The sequence below is a fragment of the Nonomuraea gerenzanensis genome (assembly GCF_020215645.1).
In the GTDB taxonomy this organism is placed as follows: Bacteria; Actinomycetota; Actinomycetes; order Streptosporangiales; family Streptosporangiaceae; genus Nonomuraea; species Nonomuraea gerenzanensis.
In genome coordinates this window covers 628462-642575 of record NZ_CP084058.1, presented here as the reverse complement: position 1 = coordinate 642575, position 14114 = coordinate 628462, and the positions used below count along the sequence as shown (strand labels likewise).

The window sequence follows — 14114 nt, the reverse complement described above, 5'->3', positions numbered from 1 at the left end:
GGTGGTGACTGCTTCCCAGGGAGGGGCGGTGGTGGCCGCTGGCGCCCGAGAACGGCAGTGGTGGCGCTTCTGGCCGAGGTCCCGACAGCTGGCGCAGATCGGCGGCGGAAGGGGTTCGTCCGCCGCCGATCACCGAATCACTGGCCGACCGCATCCGCGTAGTAGCAGGCCGCCTGCGCCTCGGCCGTAGCAGGCAGGATGTCCAGCAGCTCCGTACGGCACCGCCCGTCCACCCCCGCCTCGGCGGCCTTGCCGGCGGCGAGGACCTGGCAGCGGGCGTGGAAACGGCAGCCGCCCGGGATGCGGGTCGGGTCCGGCGGCTCGCCGGTGAGGACCACCCGTTCGGGTGACTCGGGGAGCACGGACATCAGAGCCTGCGTGTACGGATGCCGCGGCGCCGTCAGCACCTGCTCCACGGGCCCCGACTCGACGATCCTGCCCAGGTACATCACGGCCACCCGGTCGGCGATGTTCCAGGCCAGGCCCAGGTCGTGGGTGACGACGAGCGCCGACAGGCCCAGCTCGGCGCGCAGGCGCAGCAGCAGGGCCAGGATCTCGCCGCGTACGGAGGCGTCCAGCGAGGCCACCGGCTCGTCGGCGATCAGCACCTTCGGGTTCAGCGCGAGGGCGCCGGCGATGACCACGCGCTGCCGCTGCCCACCCGACAGCTCGTGCGGGTAACGCAGGAAGAACCGCTCGGGCGGACGCAGACCCGCGTGCGACAGGGCGGTGGCCACGATGTCCTGCTCGTCCCGCAGGCCGTGGATGCGCGGGCCTTCCGCGACGGCCTCGTACACGGTGTGCCTGGGGTTGAGCGAGCCGGTCGGGTCCTGGAGGACGAGCTGCACCTGACGGCGGTACGCCTTGAGCGCCTTGGAGGTGTAGCCCAGCGGGTCGCCGTCGTAGCGGACCTCGCCGGAGGTGGGGCGTTCGAGGCCGAGCAGGGTGCGGGCGAGCGTGGTCTTGCCGCAGCCGGACTCGCCGACCAGGGCGACGATCTCGCCCTCGCCGACGGCCAGGTTCACGCCGTCCACGGCACGGGCGCGGCGGCCCCGGGAGGAGAACTCGACGTGCAGGTCGCGGGCCTCCAGCAGGGCCGGCCGGGTGGTGGTGACCGCCTCGGCGGTGGTCTGCGTCTCGGTCACGCGCTCTCCTCCTCAGCCCCTGCAGAGCCGATCTCAGCCCCTGAAGCGCCGATCCCAGCCCCCGAAGCGCCGCTCTCAACCCCTGAAGCGCCGCTCTCAACCCCTGCAGAGCCGCTCTCAGTCCCAGCAGCGCCGAAGGTCCCGTTCGACTTGACGTGCACGCAGGCCGCCGTCCGCCCCACCCCCGCCGGCCACAGCTCAACATCCACCGTCGAGCACTCCTCCAACGCCACCGGACAACGAGGATGGAACGAACACCCTCCCGGCAACTGCATGGGATCAGGCGGATCACCCCCCAACCCCTTGGGCGCCATCCGCGAGACCGGATCCCCCACGGTCGGGAACGCAGCGGCCAACGCCCGGCTGTAGGGATGCCGAGCCTCGTGGAACACCTCACCGGACGGCCCATGCTCCACCACGCGCCCCGCGTACATCACCGCGAGCTGATCACACACATCGGCCAGCACGGACAGATCGTGCGAAATCATGATCAGCGAGATGCCCTGCTCGGCGACCAGCTCCTTGATCAGGGTCAGCACCTGAGCCTGCACCATCACGTCCAGCGCAGTGGTCGGCTCGTCGGCGATGATCAGCCGGGGCGAGCAGGCCAGCGCCATCGCGATCATCACCCGCTGCCGCTGCCCACCGGACAATTCGTGCGGATAGCTACGAGCCCGCCAGCCGGGCAGCCCGACCTGTTCGAGCAGCTCGGCCACTCGCTTGCGGGCGGCATCGGGCTTGGCCAGGTCGTGCACGAGCAGCGGCTCGGCGATCTGGTCGCCGATCCGGCGCACGGGGTTGAGGCCGTGCTGGGCGCCCTGGAACACCATCGACGCCTCGGCCCAGCGGACGGCGCGCAGCCGGCCCCACTTCATGGCCAGCACGTCGTCGCCGTCGAGCAGGATCCGGCCGGTGACGTGCGCGTCGCGGGGCAGGAGCCGGAGCAGCGCCATGGCCAGCGTCGACTTGCCGGAGCCGGACTCGCCGGCGACGCCGAGGGCCGCTCCGGAGTCGAGGCTCAGCGACACCCCGCGTACGGCGGGCACCTCGCCCGAGGCGATGCGGTAGGTCACCGACACGTCGTCGAGTTCGAGCAGACTCACGCGGCCCTCCTCAGCCGGGGGTTGAGCACGGCCTCCAGCGCCCGCCCGACGAGGGTGAACGCCATCACGACGACGAGGATGGCCAGGCCGGGGATGAGGATGTACCACCAGGCGCCCTCGTTGGCGGCGCCGAAGTCGTAGGAGGCGCGCAGCATGGTGCCCCACGAGGTCTTGTTGGAGCTGGCGCCGAGGAAGGCCAGCGTGGACTCGGTGACGATCGCGCTGGCGACCTCCAGCGTGGTGCTGGCGAGCAGCAGCGGCGCCACGTTCGGCAGCACGTGCCGGGTGGTGATGTGCCAGTGCCCGGCGCCGAGCGCCTTGGAGCGCTCGATGTACGGCCTGGCCTCGACGGCGAGCGTCTGCGCCCTGATCAGGCGGGCGGTGGACGGCCAGGTGGTGATGCCGATGGCCATGATGATCGTGAACGTGCTCCCGCCCAGGACCGCCGCCAGCACCAGGGCCGTGACCAGCGAGGGCAGCACCAGGAACCAGTCGGTGACCCGCATCAGCGCGGCGCCCAGCCAGCCGCGGAAGTGCCCGGCGGCCACGCCGACGACCAGGCCGATGACGATGCTGAGCAGCGCCGCGAGGAAGCCGATGAGCAGCGACGTGCGCGAGCCCCACCAGACCATCAGCAGGATCGAGCGCCCGGACTCGTCGGTGCCGAACGGCTCGCTCAGGCTCGGCGCCGCCCACTTCTCGCCGACGCCCTTGACGACACTGGTCACCTCCTCGCTGATGAACAGCGGCGCCACCAGCGCGAGCAGCACCGCGGCGACGAGCACGACCAGGCCGATCATGCCGCCGCGGTGCTGGCGGAACTCGGCCCAGAACCGGCTCAGCGCGAGCCGCCTGCGGGCCGTGGAGACACTGGTCACGCCGACCTCACCCTCGGGTCGAGTAGGTGGTAGACCACGTCGGCCAGCGTGTTCATGACGATCACGGCCACCGTGATCAGCAGGAAGGTGCCCTGCATGAGCGTGAAGTCGGGCACGCTGATCGCCTCATAGAACAACTGCCCGAGGCCGGGCCAGGTGTAGATCGTCTCGACGGTGACCGCGCCGCCGACCACGAAGCCGACGCGCATGAAGACCAGCGTCACCGTGGGCAGCAGGGCGTTGGGCACCGCGTGGCGGCGCCGTACCTCGTCGTCGCGCAGGCCCTTGGCGCGGGCGACCGTGACGTAGTCCTGGCTGACCTCCTCCATCAGCGACGAGCGCATGACGAGCAGGTACTGCGCGTAGACCACGGCCACCAGCGTCAGGCACGGCAGCACCATGTGCGAGGCCACGTCCAGCACGTACGCGAACCCGTCGGGCGCGTCCACGCTCTCGATGCCCCGGAACGGGAAGATGCCCGGGATCGGCCCGATGCCGACGCCGAACACCATCATGAGCAACAACCCGAGCCAGAACGTCGGCACCGACCACAGCAGCAGGGACGCGCCCGTGGACAGGCGGTCGAACCTGGTGCCGTGCCGCCAGCCGGCCCGCGTGCCCTGCCAGATGCCCAGGCTCACCGCGATCACCAGGCCGGTGCCCGCGAGCAGCAGGGTCGGGCCGAGCCGCTCGCCGATGAGGTCGAGGACGGGCCGCTTGTACTCGTAGGAGGTGCCTAGGTCGAGCCTGAGCGTGTCGCCGACGAAGTCGATGAACTGGTCGAGCAGCGGCTTGTCGAGGCCGAGCCGCCGGCGTTCGAGGTCGAGCTGGGCAGGGGTCATGTTGCGGCCCTGCGCCAGGTTGCGCACGGGGTCGCCGGGCAGCAGCCGGAACACGAAGAACGTGCCGACCAGCACCATGGCGATGCTGAACAGCGCCCCACCGGCCTTGGACAGCGCGTAGCGCAGCGTGCCCCGGCCGGCGGAACGTTCGTCACCAGGGCCCGCCGCCTGGACGGCGGCGGGCTCTGCTGCTTCGAGCGGTGTCGTCATTCGCGCTCGTCTGCGGTGCTCTTGCGCCGCCTGGTCAGGAAGAAGGCCGCCGCTCCGACGACCACCACGGCGCCCACGATGCCGGCGATGAGGCCGGTGTTGGAGCCGCCGCCGGTGCCGCCGCTCGCCGCCGCCGCGGCCTTGACGTCCACGGTGTAGAACGGCCAGTAGCCGCTGCCGCCGTACAGCAGACCCTTGTCCTCAGGGATGGGGGTGATGCTGGTGACCTTGTCCTTGCGGTAGCCCTCCAGGTCGTTGGTGTAGTAGATCGCGATGATCGGGGCCTGGGTGTAGAGCCGCTCCTGCATCTGCTTGAGCAGGTCGATGCGCTTGGGGCGGTCGAGCTCCTTGAGCTGGTCCTGGTAGAGCTTCTCGAAGGTGTCGTCGCAGAAGAACGACTCGGTGCCGCCACCCTCGCCGCCCGGAGCCGGCCTGCGGCTGCACAGGTGGGTGGCCATGACCTCCTCCGGGTCGGGGTTGACCGACCAGCCGCTGATCGCGATGTCGAAGTTGCCGGTGACGCCGGTCTCCTCGGTGAACTTGCTGGACTCCAGCTTCACCGTGGTCAGCGTGATGCCGACCTCCTTGAAGAAGGCGGTCAGGTACTCGGCGAGCTTGTCCTCGATCGGGGTTTCCGTGTGGATCGTGAAGCGGAACTCCAGCTTGCGGTCACCGTCGGGCATCGTGCGGACGCCGTCGGCGCCCTTCTTGTAGCCGGCCTCGTCGAGGAGCTGGTTGGCCTTGGCGGGGTCGTAGGAGACCTTCTCCTCGCCGGTGGCCTCCCAGAAGAAGTCCTTGTACATCGGCGGCACGATGGAGCCGTCGGCGGGCTTGGCCAGGCCGTTCTGGACCTCGTCGACGAGCTTCTGCTTGTCGATGGCGTAGTGCAGCGCCTGGCGCACCTTGAGGTCCTTCAGCGCGGGGTGACCGTCGCCGACAGCCTTGTCGTCGGTGGTGGTGGCGCCGTGGTTGATCTGCAGGTACGCCGCGCGGCGGCCCTGGGTGTTCCACGCCTCGATGTTCGGGTCGTTCTGGATGGCCTCGAACTCCTGCGGGGTCATCCGGCCGAGCAGGTCGATGTCACCCTTCTTCAGACCGGCGATCGCGGCCTGCGGGTTGTCGTAGAAGATGACCTGCAGCTCGTCGATCTTGGGCTTGCCCCGCCAGTAGTTGGGGTTGGCCTGCAGCTTGACGTACTGGTCCTTCTTGTGCTCGACCGCGATGTACGGACCGCTGCTGACGGTCGGGTACTTCTCGGCGTCGTAGTTCGCCATGTCGGTGACCGACTCCCAAGCGTGCTTGGGCATGATCGGGACCGGGTTCTCCAGCATGGACGCCTGCGGCGCCTTCAGCTTGATCGTCAGGTCCTGGCCACTGGCGGTGACGCTCTCGAAGTTCTCCACCGCGGGGCCGTTGGCGGTCTTGGCGGCCTCGTCGGTCATCATCTTGTTGAACGTCCAGGCCGCGTCCTCGGCCGTGACGGGCTGCCCGTCGGACCACTTGGCGGCGCGGATCTTGAACGTCCACGTGAGCCCGTCCTCGGACGTGGTCCACGACTCGGCCAGGTCGGGGCTGGGCTGCAGCGTCTTGGAGTCGGGCACCGTCAGGTAGCCGTACATCCAGCGGTGGATCGACGTCGAGACCAGGCGGACCGCGAGGAAGGGGTTCATCGAGTCCATGGCCTGCGTCGCGCCGACGCGAAAGACTTTCTTCCCCGCCGCCGGATCTTGGGCAAGGGCGGCCGTGGTGCCCGTACCGGCCACTAATAGCGCGACGCCCAGCGCGGCCAGGCGTGCGAACCATCTCCTCATGAGTGCCTCACCTTCAGGCAGGGGGGTTCCTGTGTAGAGAAAGGCACACCATACGGAGTCCGCATGTCAACGAGGTGCGGAAAATTGTTTCACCTTCGTTTCCTTTGGCGGTGTAAATTTTCAGCGCACGTGGCACTACGTTGAGCTGGTGCCCCGTCTGCTGACCGCCCTAACCTGCGTGGTGATCGTCGCGTGCGGGCTCGGCGTCCGCGCGCTCTGGGACGGGCCTGTGCCGAAGTATGCCGGTGACGCCCTCTACACCGCACTGATCTACGCGCTCGTCGTGCTCGCCCTGCCCAGGGTGCGGCCCTGGGTGGCCGCGGCGGTGTCGGCCGGGCTGAGCTGGGCGATCGAGCTCGCCCAGCTCTGGGAGATCCCCGAGCTGCTGCGACCGGTGCTGGGCAGCACGTTCAACCCGCCCGACCTGCTCTGGTACGCCGTGGGCGCCGCCGCCTGCTGGCTGGTCCACCATCGACTGCGCACCCGGCAGCGCTAGCCCATCATCGGCTGCGTGCCCAGCCGCGTTCCCGGCACTGCCAGTCCCAGGAAAACCGGACGGATGGCTGCTCGGGGAGCCGCGCCGCACGCCGGGGAGCACGACGACGGCGCTGACCACCGGAGCGATCAAGGGCCTCGGCTTCGAGACCGCCCGCCGGCCCGCCGAGGCCGGCCACACCGTCCACCTCGGCAGCCGCGACGCCGAGCGCAGCCGCGACGCCGAGCGCAAGCGGGCCGCCGAGCGCAGCCGGGCCGCCGCCGCGCTGGTGAACTAGTGGCAGCCGCCGGAGCCGCAGCACGACCCGCCCGCCTGGGGCAGCAGGTCGACCTTGCCGCCCAGCTCGTAACCGGCCTCCGACACCGCGGCGCCGATCAGCGCGGCATCGATCGGCGCCGCGCTGGTCACGGTCACCGCCCCGCTGGCCAGATCGACCTCGACCCCGCTCACGCCGGTCACCTTGCCGACCTCCTCGGTCACGGCGCTCACGCAGTGGCCGCAGGTCATGCCGTCCACCTGGTACGTCGCGACAGTCATGGTCACACTCCTCACTCTCGGCTCTCGTGTCACCCAATATACCCCCTAGAGGTAAAGACGCATACATCCGCCGGTCACGGAAAGAGGGGTGGAAACAAGGGAGGGCAGTCACATGCTGGACGGCAAGACCATCGCTTTCCTGGTCGCCCCCGAGGGAGTCGAGCAGGTGGAGCTCACGGAGCCGTGGAAGGCGGTCAAGCAGGCGGGCGGCACGCCCCGGCTCGTCTCGACCTCTCCCGGCCAGATCCAGGGGTTCAACCACCTGGACAAGGCGGACACCTTCGCCGTGGACGAAACGGTGGAAGAGGCCTCGTCCTACGACGGTCTCGTGCTGCCGGGCGGCGTCGCGAACCCGGACTTCCTGCGCACGGTGCCGGAGGCCGTACGGTTCGTGCGATCGTTCTTCGACGCGGGCAAACCGGTCGCCGCGATCTGCCACGCGCCGTGGACCCTGATCGAGGCGGACGTCGTGCGCGGCCGGACCCTGACGTCCTGGCCCAGCCTGCAGACCGACCTGCGCAACGCCGGGGCCACGTGGGTCGACAAGGAGGTCATGATCTGCACCGGCGGACCCAACACCCTGGTCACCAGCCGCAAGCCGGACGACCTCAAGGCGTTCTGCCAGGCGGCCACGGAGGCGTTCGCCTGAGCCCCGCGGTGGTCTTCTCCCGGCCCGGCGAGGAGACCACCGCCTCACCTGACGAGACCGAAACCCCGCTGTAACGCCTTGTCCCCTGGAAAGAAATGGTCTAGACGTAGACCAAAAGGAGCGTCCTCCGCGCCCCCCAGGGAGACCTCAATGACCACTGAAGAGGATTCCAGGCGACTGGCCGAGCTCGGCTACAAGCAGGAGCTGGCACGCACCTGGAGCGGCTTCTCGAACTTCGCCATCTCCTTCTCGATCATCTCCATCCTCGCCGGCTGCTTCACGACTTTCGGACAAGCATGGAACAACGGCGGCCCCATCGCCATCTCCTGGGGCTGGCCGCTGATCTCCCTGTTCATCCTGATCATCGGTTTCTGCATGTCGGAGCTGGTGTCGGCGTACCCGACGGCCGGCGGCATCTACTGGTGGGCCGCCAAGCTGGGCAAGCCGATCCACGGCTGGTTCACCGGCTGGCTCAACCTCATCGGCCTCGTCGCCGTCACCGCGTCGGTCGACTACGGCTGCGCGACCTTCCTCAACATCACCCTGAACCGCCTGACCGGCGGCGCCTGGGAGGGCACTCTGCCCCAGGCGTTCCTCCTCTTCGTGATCATCCTCGCGCTGCACGCGCTGATCAACATCTACAGCCACAAGCTGATCTCGCTCCTGCAGAACGTGAGCGTCTGGTGGCACGTGGCCGGCGCCGCGATCATCGTGGCCATCCTGATCTTCGCCCCGGAGAACCACCAGTCGGCCTCGTTCGTCTTCTTCGGCACCAACAACAACTCGGGCTTCGGCGACGGCTCGGAGGGACTGCCCTTCTGGCTGTACGTGCTGCCGCTCGGCTTCCTGCTCACCCAGTACACGATCACCGGCTTCGACGCCTGCGCGCACGTGTCGGAGGAGACCCAGGGCGCGGCCAGGAGCGCGGCCCGCGGCCTGTGGCAGTCGATCTTCTACTCGGCCATCGGCGGCTGGATCCTGCTGCTGTCGTTCCTGTTCGCCGCCACCCACGTGGACGAGATCAATAAGAACGCCGGATTCGTCGGCACCATCTTCGACACCGCGCTGTCGTCCCCGCTCGCCACGGCCATCTTCGCGATCTCCACGATCGGCCAGTTCTTCTGCGGGATGAGCTGCGTGACCTCGATGTCCCGGATGACGTACGCGTTCTCGCGCGACGGCGCCGTGCCCGGCTGGCGCCTGTGGTCGAAGGTGGACCGCAACCGCACCCCCGTCAACGCGATCATCGCGGGCTGCGTCGCCGCCGCCCTGATCACGTTGCCCGCCCTCTACGCCCCTCCCGGCCTGACCACGCCGGTCGCCTTCTACGCCGTCGTCTCCATCGCCGTCATCGGGCTCTACCTGGCCTTCCTCATCCCGATCTGGCTCCGGCTGCGGATGGGCGACGCCTTCCAGACCGGCCCGTGGACGCTGGGCAAGAAGTACAAGGCGCTGTGCTGGATCGCCTGCGTCGAGATCGTGATCGTCTCGATCTACTTCATCATGCCGTTCTCGCCGGCCGGCGTGCCGGGCACCCCCGACTTCACCTGGACCTCGGTCAACTACGCGCCGATCGCCGTCGGCGTGGTGCTGATCGGGATCGCGCTGTGGTGGGCCCTGTCGGCCCGCCACTGGTTCACGGGACCCCGCCGCACGATCGACGAGGTCCCTGCCGCGTGAACGTCACGATGGGTACGGCCTCACGCCGTACCCATCGGCCCTACCAGGAGAGCTTGTCCGTCGGCCAGGCCGGCTTCGCGCTCCTGAGCTTGAACGTCTCCTCAGGCGTGCCCACGGCGCAGCGCGTGCCGTTCGCGGGCACCTTCAGCGAGATCAGGTACTCGTCGAAGATGTCGGTCTGGCACTTGTCCTTGCCGTAGATGCGGTGACCCCAGCCCTCGTACGTGAGCAGCACCGCCTTGGAGCCGAGCTGGCGGGCGGCGTTGGCCGACCAGATCCACGGCGTCGCCGGGTCGTGCAGCGAGTTGCCGAGCAGGATCGGGGCGTCGCCCGTGTAGTTCAGCTCGTGCGGCGGGTTGGTGGTCGGGTAGTTCATGCAGATCGGCAGGTCGTCGGTCGGGTACGGGTGGTACCGCGTGTCCGGCGCCAGCTTGCCGGACACCTTCATCAGCGCGGCGTACTCGGTGTAGTTGCGCAGCTTGAGGTTGTAGTCCTGGCAGAGGATCGCGGTCGGCAGGTACGCCACGTCACCCTCGACCGGCCCGCGCCCCGGCAGCGGAGGCACCCAGTCCGGCTCGGCGCCGCCGTTCAGCCAGTTGATCGTCTGGCTCAGCGTCACCCAGTCGGGGCCCTCGTTGCCCAGCGCGGCGTTGTAGATGACCTGCAGCTCGGTCATCTTGGTGCCGGTGCTCGGATAGACGAGCTCGCCCCGGCGCGCCTTGTCCAGCAGGCTCTTCCAGATCGCCCGGACGTCCTGGCCGTGCAGCACGCAGCTCGGCTCCTGCTCGCACCAGCCGACGAACTGGTCGAAGGCGTCCTCGACCGCGATCGCCTCGGTGGACAGGAAGCCCGCCACGCCCAGGCTGTGGTCCATGTTGCTGTCGAGGCCGAGCGCCCGGACGCGGTCCGGGAACAGCTCGGCGTACATCTGGCCGATCAGCGTGCCGTAGGAGATGCCGTAGTAGGTCAGCTTCTCCTCACCCAGGGCGGCGCGCAGGGCGTCCAGGTCGCGGGCCACGTCCTTGGAGTCGACGTGGTCGTACAGCGGGCCGGTGCGCTGGCGGCAGTCGGCGTGCAGCTTCTTGGTGAAGGCGTTCCAGGCGTCGAAGTCGGCCTGGCTCTTCATGACGGTGTGCGGCATCTGGTTGTAGACCGACGCCGAGCAGATCACCGGGTTGCTGCGCCCCACGCCCCGGGGGTCGAAGCCGACGATGTCGAACCGCTTCTGCAGCTCGTCGGTGAACCAGGTGGCGCCGTACGCGGCCTCCACGCCGGAGCCGCCGGGACCGCCCGGGTTGATCACGAGCGAGCCGATGCGGGCGGCCGGGTCGGTGGCCTTGCGCCGGGCCACGGCGATGTCGACGGTCGGCCCGTCAGGCTTGGACCAGTCGATCGGGACGGTCAGCTTGCCGCACTCGGCGGTCGGCTCCTCCTCGCAGGGTGCCCAGGTGATCGTCCGCGTGGCCTCGGTCGTCTCCGCGTTCGCGGGCGCGACGGACGACAGTGTCGCCATCGCCATTAAGGCGGCGGCGAGCAGGGTGAACCTCTTTCGCACTGTGCTCCAATCTTCAGTCGATCCCCCCGTCGGGGCGTGCGACCAAGACTGGATCATCGCCTATCAAGAGACACGAACGGGGAGGAATGACAATATTTCCTCCCGAGGATGACCTCCGCCGGTCAGGACGCTTCGAACGCCTCCGCCACGACCGCGCGCACGTCGGCCATCGCGGTGTCACCCAGCTCACGCTTGACCGAGGTCATGTCCACATCGGGCATCCCGCAGGCCACGGCCCAGCTCCACGGCGTCAGGTCACCGTCGACGTTGAGCGCGAACCCGTGACTGGTGACGCCCCGGCTCTGCCGCATCCCGATGGAGATGATCTTGCGGCCGGTCTCCACCGTCCAGACCCCGGTCAGCAGCTCCGAGCCCGGCGGCGTGTCCCGCCGCTCGGCCGCCAGCCCCAGCTTGCCCAGCGCCTCGACCAGCCTCAGCTCGACCTCGCGCACGTAGTCGACGATGCCCTCGCCCTCGTCGAGCTTGACGACGAGGTAACCGACGAGCTGCCCGGGACCGTGGTAGGTGAGCTGGCCGCCGCGGCCGGTCTCGACGACCGGGATGCCGCGCGTGGGGTCGGGCAGGTGGTCGAGCGGGGTGCGGCGCCCGACGGTGTAGACGGACGGGTGGCTCAGCAGCCAGAGCGTGTCCGGCCGCTCGTCCCGTTGGCGCTGCCCGACGAGGTCGGTCATGCGCTCCATCGCCTGGTCGTACTCGACGAGCTCATCCTGGATGAGCGTCAGCGGCCTTGCCCTCATGCTTCGAGGATATGCCGCTGCCCGCCCTCCCCGGCACCCGCCTCCTACTGGCCGATCCGCCCGTCGATGCGCTCGCGCAGCAGGTCCACGTGCCCCATGTGGCGGGCGTACTCCTCGATCATGCCGATCACCACCTCGCGCAGCGACATCGCGCCGCCGCCGCTGCCGTGCAGGTTCTGCGGGTCGTCGGCGGTGATGTCCAGGCTCGGCGCCTCGGCCAGGAATCGCGTGGAGAACTCCACCTCCTCGCGCCACGCCCGCCACGCCTGCGCCACCACCTCGGGATCGGCGACGGCACCGTCGAAGTCACCGTCACGGTCGGTGTCGGAGGTGTACAGCTTGGGCACGTCCTGCCCCGCCATCAGCCTGCGGAACGTCGCCCGCTCCACCTCGGCCAGGTGCCGCACCAGGCCCAGCAGCGACATCGTGGACGGCTCCACCGCCCGGCGGGCCATGGCCTCCGCGTCCAGGCCCGCGCACTTCAGCTCCAGCGTGAGCCGCAGGCAGCGCAGGGATTCGGCCAGCGTGCCGCGCTCGTCGCCGAGCCGGGGGCCGTGCTCGCGGGGGTCGTCGTCGGAGGGCCGGCCGTCCTCGGTGAACATGTCCGCACGTCGAGTCGTCGTCATGGCGGCCATCATCAGGGAGGCGGCTCACGGCTCACAACCGAATATGCGCCGGCCCGAGGGGGCTGCCAGGCGGCAGCGCCCCCTTGGCGAGCTCCTCAGGTCAGGCGGCCGTACGGTAACCCTTCGGCGCTTCCGGGACGAGGATCCACATCACGACGTAGACGACCCAGAGCGGTCCGGGGATGAGCGACAGCAGCAGCCAGAGGATCCGTACGAGGGTGGGCGGCAGGCCCATCTTGTCGGCGAGCCCGCCGCAGACGCCTGCGATGATCCGGTGCTCACGAGAGCGGTACATGCTGTTCCTCCGTGTGGTTTTCGCGACCTATCTGGAAAACGGACAGCGTGGCCGCAAGACTCCCGTCAGGAACCCTGAGAAAACCCTGTAAGGGTCAGCCATTCATGTGCCATGCCCAGATGTCGGCTGGTCAGTCCCTGTCGCGGGTCCACGTGGATGAGCAGGAAATCGGCCAGACCCTGATGCACCCTGAGATACTCCTCGTCCTCCGCCCACACCTGGTCGTCGAACCAGACGAACGGCCGCTGCCCCGCGTACGCCGCCACGTGCGGGGTCTTGAACATCTCCCCGTGCTCGCTCGCGGGCGCGGCCGAGGCGGCGCCCATGGTGATGACGGGCAGGGACGGCAGGCCGATCCGGGGGGCGATCCAGTCGTTGGCGTGGTGCTCCCAGGTGGTGGCCCAGACCAGCTCGGAGCCGGTGGCCAGGGCCAGTTCGAGCAGGCGGCGGCCGTGGCGGGGGTTGAGGTGCACGGTGTAGACGTCGGTGCCGATGGTGCAGCGGTAGCGGCGGAAGTCCGGCGCGGGCCGGCCCATCGGGTTGAGCACGCCGTCCACGTCGATCAGGAGCAGGGGTTTCACTTAGCCGCCGCCCGGTGTTCCTGCGGGCTGATGCCGCGCACCCGCTTGAAGGCCGCGCTGAGTGCGAACGGGCTGCCGTAGCCGACCTTCCTGGCCACCGAGCCGATCGTGGCGTCGGGCTCGCGCAGCAGGTCGGCGGCCAGCGCCAGCCGCCAGTCGGTGAGGAAGGACATCGGCGGCTCGCCGACCAGCTCGGTGAAGCGCCTGGCCAGCGCGGCCCGGGAGACGCCCACCTCGGCGGCCAGGGTGGCGACCGTCCAGGGGTGGGCCGGGTTGTTGTGCAGCATGCGCATGGCCTTGCCCACCACGGGGTCGCTCATCGCGCGGTACCAGCCGGGCGCGTCGTGCGCGGCGAAGTGCGCCCGCAGGACGGCGATGAGCAGCAGGTCCAGCAGCCGGTCGAGGACCGCCTCCTGGCCCGGCTCGTCCTTGACGATCTCGGCGCCGAGCAGCCCGATGATCGGGCCGCCCGGCTCCACGATGAGCTGGGGCAGCGCTTCGAGCAGCCGCCTGCTGACCGCGCCCTCCAGGTTGTAGGTGCCGGTGAGCAGCACGGTGTCGCCGTCGGCGCTGTTGCCCCACGTACGGATGCCCAGGTCGAGGGAGGCGTAGAGCACCTCGCCGTCGAGGGTCGTGCAGTGCTGGCCCGGGTGGATGACGACCTGCGGCCTGGTGGCGGGGTCGTCGGCCACGACGTACGGCTCGGGCCCGCGCGCGATCGCCACCTGCCCGGGCTCCAGGCGGACGGGCTCACCCCCGTCGAAGACGATCCACGACTCACCCCGCACCTGCGCGATCACCGACAGCGGCGCCTCGTCCTGGATGCGCAGCGACCAGGGCGGGTCGAGGATCGAGCGGAGCAGGAAGGCGCCGCGGGCTCTCGGGCCGTCGAGTAGCGCCGCGAGCTGGTCCATGGGTTAGACGATCGCATATGGGATCGCGCTTCTC

General features: G+C 69.5%; 15 protein-coding genes. 3 read left to right on the top strand and 12 right to left on the bottom strand.

All coding sequences use genetic code 11. The features are described 5' to 3' along the window. Window positions 1-137: 137 nt before the first annotated feature. Genes LCN96_RS03275 through LCN96_RS03255 form a run of 5 tightly spaced genes read right to left on the bottom strand, consistent with a single transcriptional unit; the run spans window position 138 to window position 5848 of the window. A complete protein-coding gene (locus tag LCN96_RS03275) occupies window positions 138-1145 on the bottom strand; it encodes an ABC transporter ATP-binding protein (RefSeq protein WP_311132201.1) in 1008 nt (335 codons plus the stop codon). Beyond that, a complete protein-coding gene (locus LCN96_RS03270; protein ID WP_225271102.1) occupies window positions 1142-2248 on the bottom strand; it encodes an ABC transporter ATP-binding protein in 1107 nt (368 codons plus the stop codon). Before LCN96_RS03270 ends, LCN96_RS03275 begins: the two co-directional genes overlap by 4 nt. Then, window positions 2245-3126, bottom strand: coding sequence for an ABC transporter permease (locus LCN96_RS03265; protein WP_225271101.1), 882 nt, complete (start codon window positions 3124-3126; stop codon window positions 2245-2247). Before LCN96_RS03265 ends, LCN96_RS03270 begins: the two co-directional genes overlap by 4 nt. Beyond that, window positions 3123-4178 carry an ABC transporter permease gene (locus LCN96_RS03260; protein WP_225271100.1) on the bottom strand — a complete coding sequence of 352 codons (1056 nt, stop codon included), beginning with the start codon at window positions 4176-4178 and terminating at the stop codon, window positions 3123-3125. Before LCN96_RS03260 ends, LCN96_RS03265 begins: the two co-directional genes overlap by 4 nt. Then, window positions 4175-5848: an ABC transporter substrate-binding protein gene (locus LCN96_RS03255; protein ID WP_225271099.1), complete on the bottom strand. Its 1674-nt coding sequence runs from the start codon at window positions 5846-5848 to the stop codon at window positions 4175-4177. Before LCN96_RS03255 ends, LCN96_RS03260 begins: the two co-directional genes overlap by 4 nt. A gap of 289 nt (window positions 5849-6137) precedes the next feature. Between LCN96_RS03255 and LCN96_RS03250 the strand changes: the two genes are divergently transcribed. Then, a complete protein-coding gene (locus tag LCN96_RS03250) occupies window positions 6138-6485 on the top strand; it encodes a ribosomal maturation YjgA family protein (RefSeq protein ID WP_225271098.1) in 348 nt (115 codons plus the stop codon). A 273-nt stretch (window positions 6486-6758) separates the two neighbouring features. Here the strand turns inward: LCN96_RS03250 and LCN96_RS03245 are convergent, their stop codons facing one another. After that, entirely contained in the window at window positions 6759-7022 is a 264-nt protein-coding gene (locus LCN96_RS03245) for a heavy-metal-associated domain-containing protein (protein ID WP_225271097.1), read from the bottom strand. Window positions 7023-7134: 112 nt separating this feature from the next. Here LCN96_RS03245 and LCN96_RS03240 point away from each other — a divergent pair, with 112 nt between their 5' ends. Both LCN96_RS03240 and LCN96_RS03235 read left to right on the top strand, forming a co-directional pair. Continuing rightward, a complete protein-coding gene (locus LCN96_RS03240) occupies window positions 7135-7671 on the top strand; it encodes a type 1 glutamine amidotransferase domain-containing protein (RefSeq protein WP_225271096.1) in 537 nt (178 codons plus the stop codon). Window positions 7672-7821: 150 nt separating this feature from the next. Continuing rightward, window positions 7822-9351 carry an amino acid permease gene (locus tag LCN96_RS03235; RefSeq protein ID WP_225271095.1) on the top strand — a complete coding sequence of 510 codons (1530 nt, stop codon included), beginning with the start codon at window positions 7822-7824 and terminating at the stop codon, window positions 9349-9351. A 40-nt stretch (window positions 9352-9391) separates the two neighbouring features. Here the strand turns inward: LCN96_RS03235 and LCN96_RS03230 are convergent, their stop codons facing one another. The 6 genes from LCN96_RS03230 to LCN96_RS03205 all read right to left on the bottom strand — a co-directional run bounded on the left by LCN96_RS03230 (window position 9392) and on the right by LCN96_RS03205 (window position 14080). Continuing rightward, complete coding sequence (locus tag LCN96_RS03230; RefSeq protein ID WP_225271094.1) at window positions 9392-10864, bottom strand: alpha/beta fold hydrolase; 1473 nt, start codon at window positions 10862-10864, stop codon at window positions 9392-9394. A 164-nt stretch (window positions 10865-11028) separates the two neighbouring features. Beyond that, window positions 11029-11664, bottom strand: a complete 636-nt coding sequence (gene lipB, locus LCN96_RS03225) for a lipoyl(octanoyl) transferase LipB (protein ID WP_225271093.1) — start codon at window positions 11662-11664, stop codon at window positions 11029-11031. Window positions 11665-11708: 44 nt separating this feature from the next. Continuing rightward, on the bottom strand, window positions 11709-12290 hold the full coding sequence (locus tag LCN96_RS03220) for a DinB family protein (RefSeq protein ID WP_225271092.1): 582 nt from the start codon (window positions 12288-12290) through the stop codon (window positions 11709-11711). A 100-nt stretch (window positions 12291-12390) separates the two neighbouring features. Then, window positions 12391-12585, bottom strand: coding sequence for a PspC domain-containing protein (locus LCN96_RS03215; RefSeq protein WP_185110550.1), 195 nt, complete (start codon window positions 12583-12585; stop codon window positions 12391-12393). A gap of 65 nt (window positions 12586-12650) precedes the next feature. Beyond that, on the bottom strand, window positions 12651-13166 hold the full coding sequence (locus tag LCN96_RS03210; RefSeq protein WP_225271091.1) for an HAD domain-containing protein: 516 nt from the start codon (window positions 13164-13166) through the stop codon (window positions 12651-12653). Then, the gene (locus LCN96_RS03205) at window positions 13163-14080 is read right to left on the bottom strand and encodes an AraC family transcriptional regulator (protein ID WP_225271090.1); all 918 of its coding nucleotides are present in this window, start codon (window positions 14078-14080) and stop codon (window positions 13163-13165) included. Before LCN96_RS03205 ends, LCN96_RS03210 begins: the two co-directional genes overlap by 4 nt. Window positions 14081-14114: the final 34 nt, after the last annotated feature.

What these genes read in the sequence shown, in the direction of transcription:
- LCN96_RS03260 (WP_225271100.1), bottom strand. Translation starts at nt 4,178, where the DNA reads ATGACGACACCGCTCGAAGCAGCAGAGCCCGCCGCCGTCCAGGCGGCG.
- LCN96_RS03255 (WP_225271099.1), bottom strand. Translation starts at nt 5,848, where the DNA reads ATGAACCCCTTCCTCGCGGTCCGCCTGGTCTCGACGTCGATCCACCGC.
- LCN96_RS03245 (WP_225271097.1), bottom strand. Translation starts at nt 7,022, where the DNA reads ATGACTGTCGCGACGTACCAGGTGGACGGCATGACCTGCGGCCACTGC.
- LCN96_RS03240 (WP_225271096.1), top strand. Translation starts at nt 7,135, where the DNA reads ATGCTGGACGGCAAGACCATCGCTTTCCTGGTCGCCCCCGAGGGAGTC.
- LCN96_RS03235 (WP_225271095.1), top strand. Translation starts at nt 7,822, where the DNA reads ATGACCACTGAAGAGGATTCCAGGCGACTGGCCGAGCTCGGCTACAAG.
- LCN96_RS03230 (WP_225271094.1), bottom strand. Translation starts at nt 10,864, where the DNA reads ATGGCGACACTGTCGTCCGTCGCGCCCGCGAACGCGGAGACGACCGAG.
- lipB (WP_225271093.1), bottom strand. Translation starts at nt 11,664, where the DNA reads ATGAGGGCAAGGCCGCTGACGCTCATCCAGGATGAGCTCGTCGAGTAC.
- LCN96_RS03220 (WP_225271092.1), bottom strand. Translation starts at nt 12,290, where the DNA reads ATGACGACGACTCGACGTGCGGACATGTTCACCGAGGACGGCCGGCCC.
- LCN96_RS03215 (WP_185110550.1), bottom strand. Translation starts at nt 12,585, where the DNA reads ATGTACCGCTCTCGTGAGCACCGGATCATCGCAGGCGTCTGCGGCGGG.
- LCN96_RS03205 (WP_225271090.1), bottom strand. Translation starts at nt 14,080, where the DNA reads ATGGACCAGCTCGCGGCGCTACTCGACGGCCCGAGAGCCCGCGGCGCC.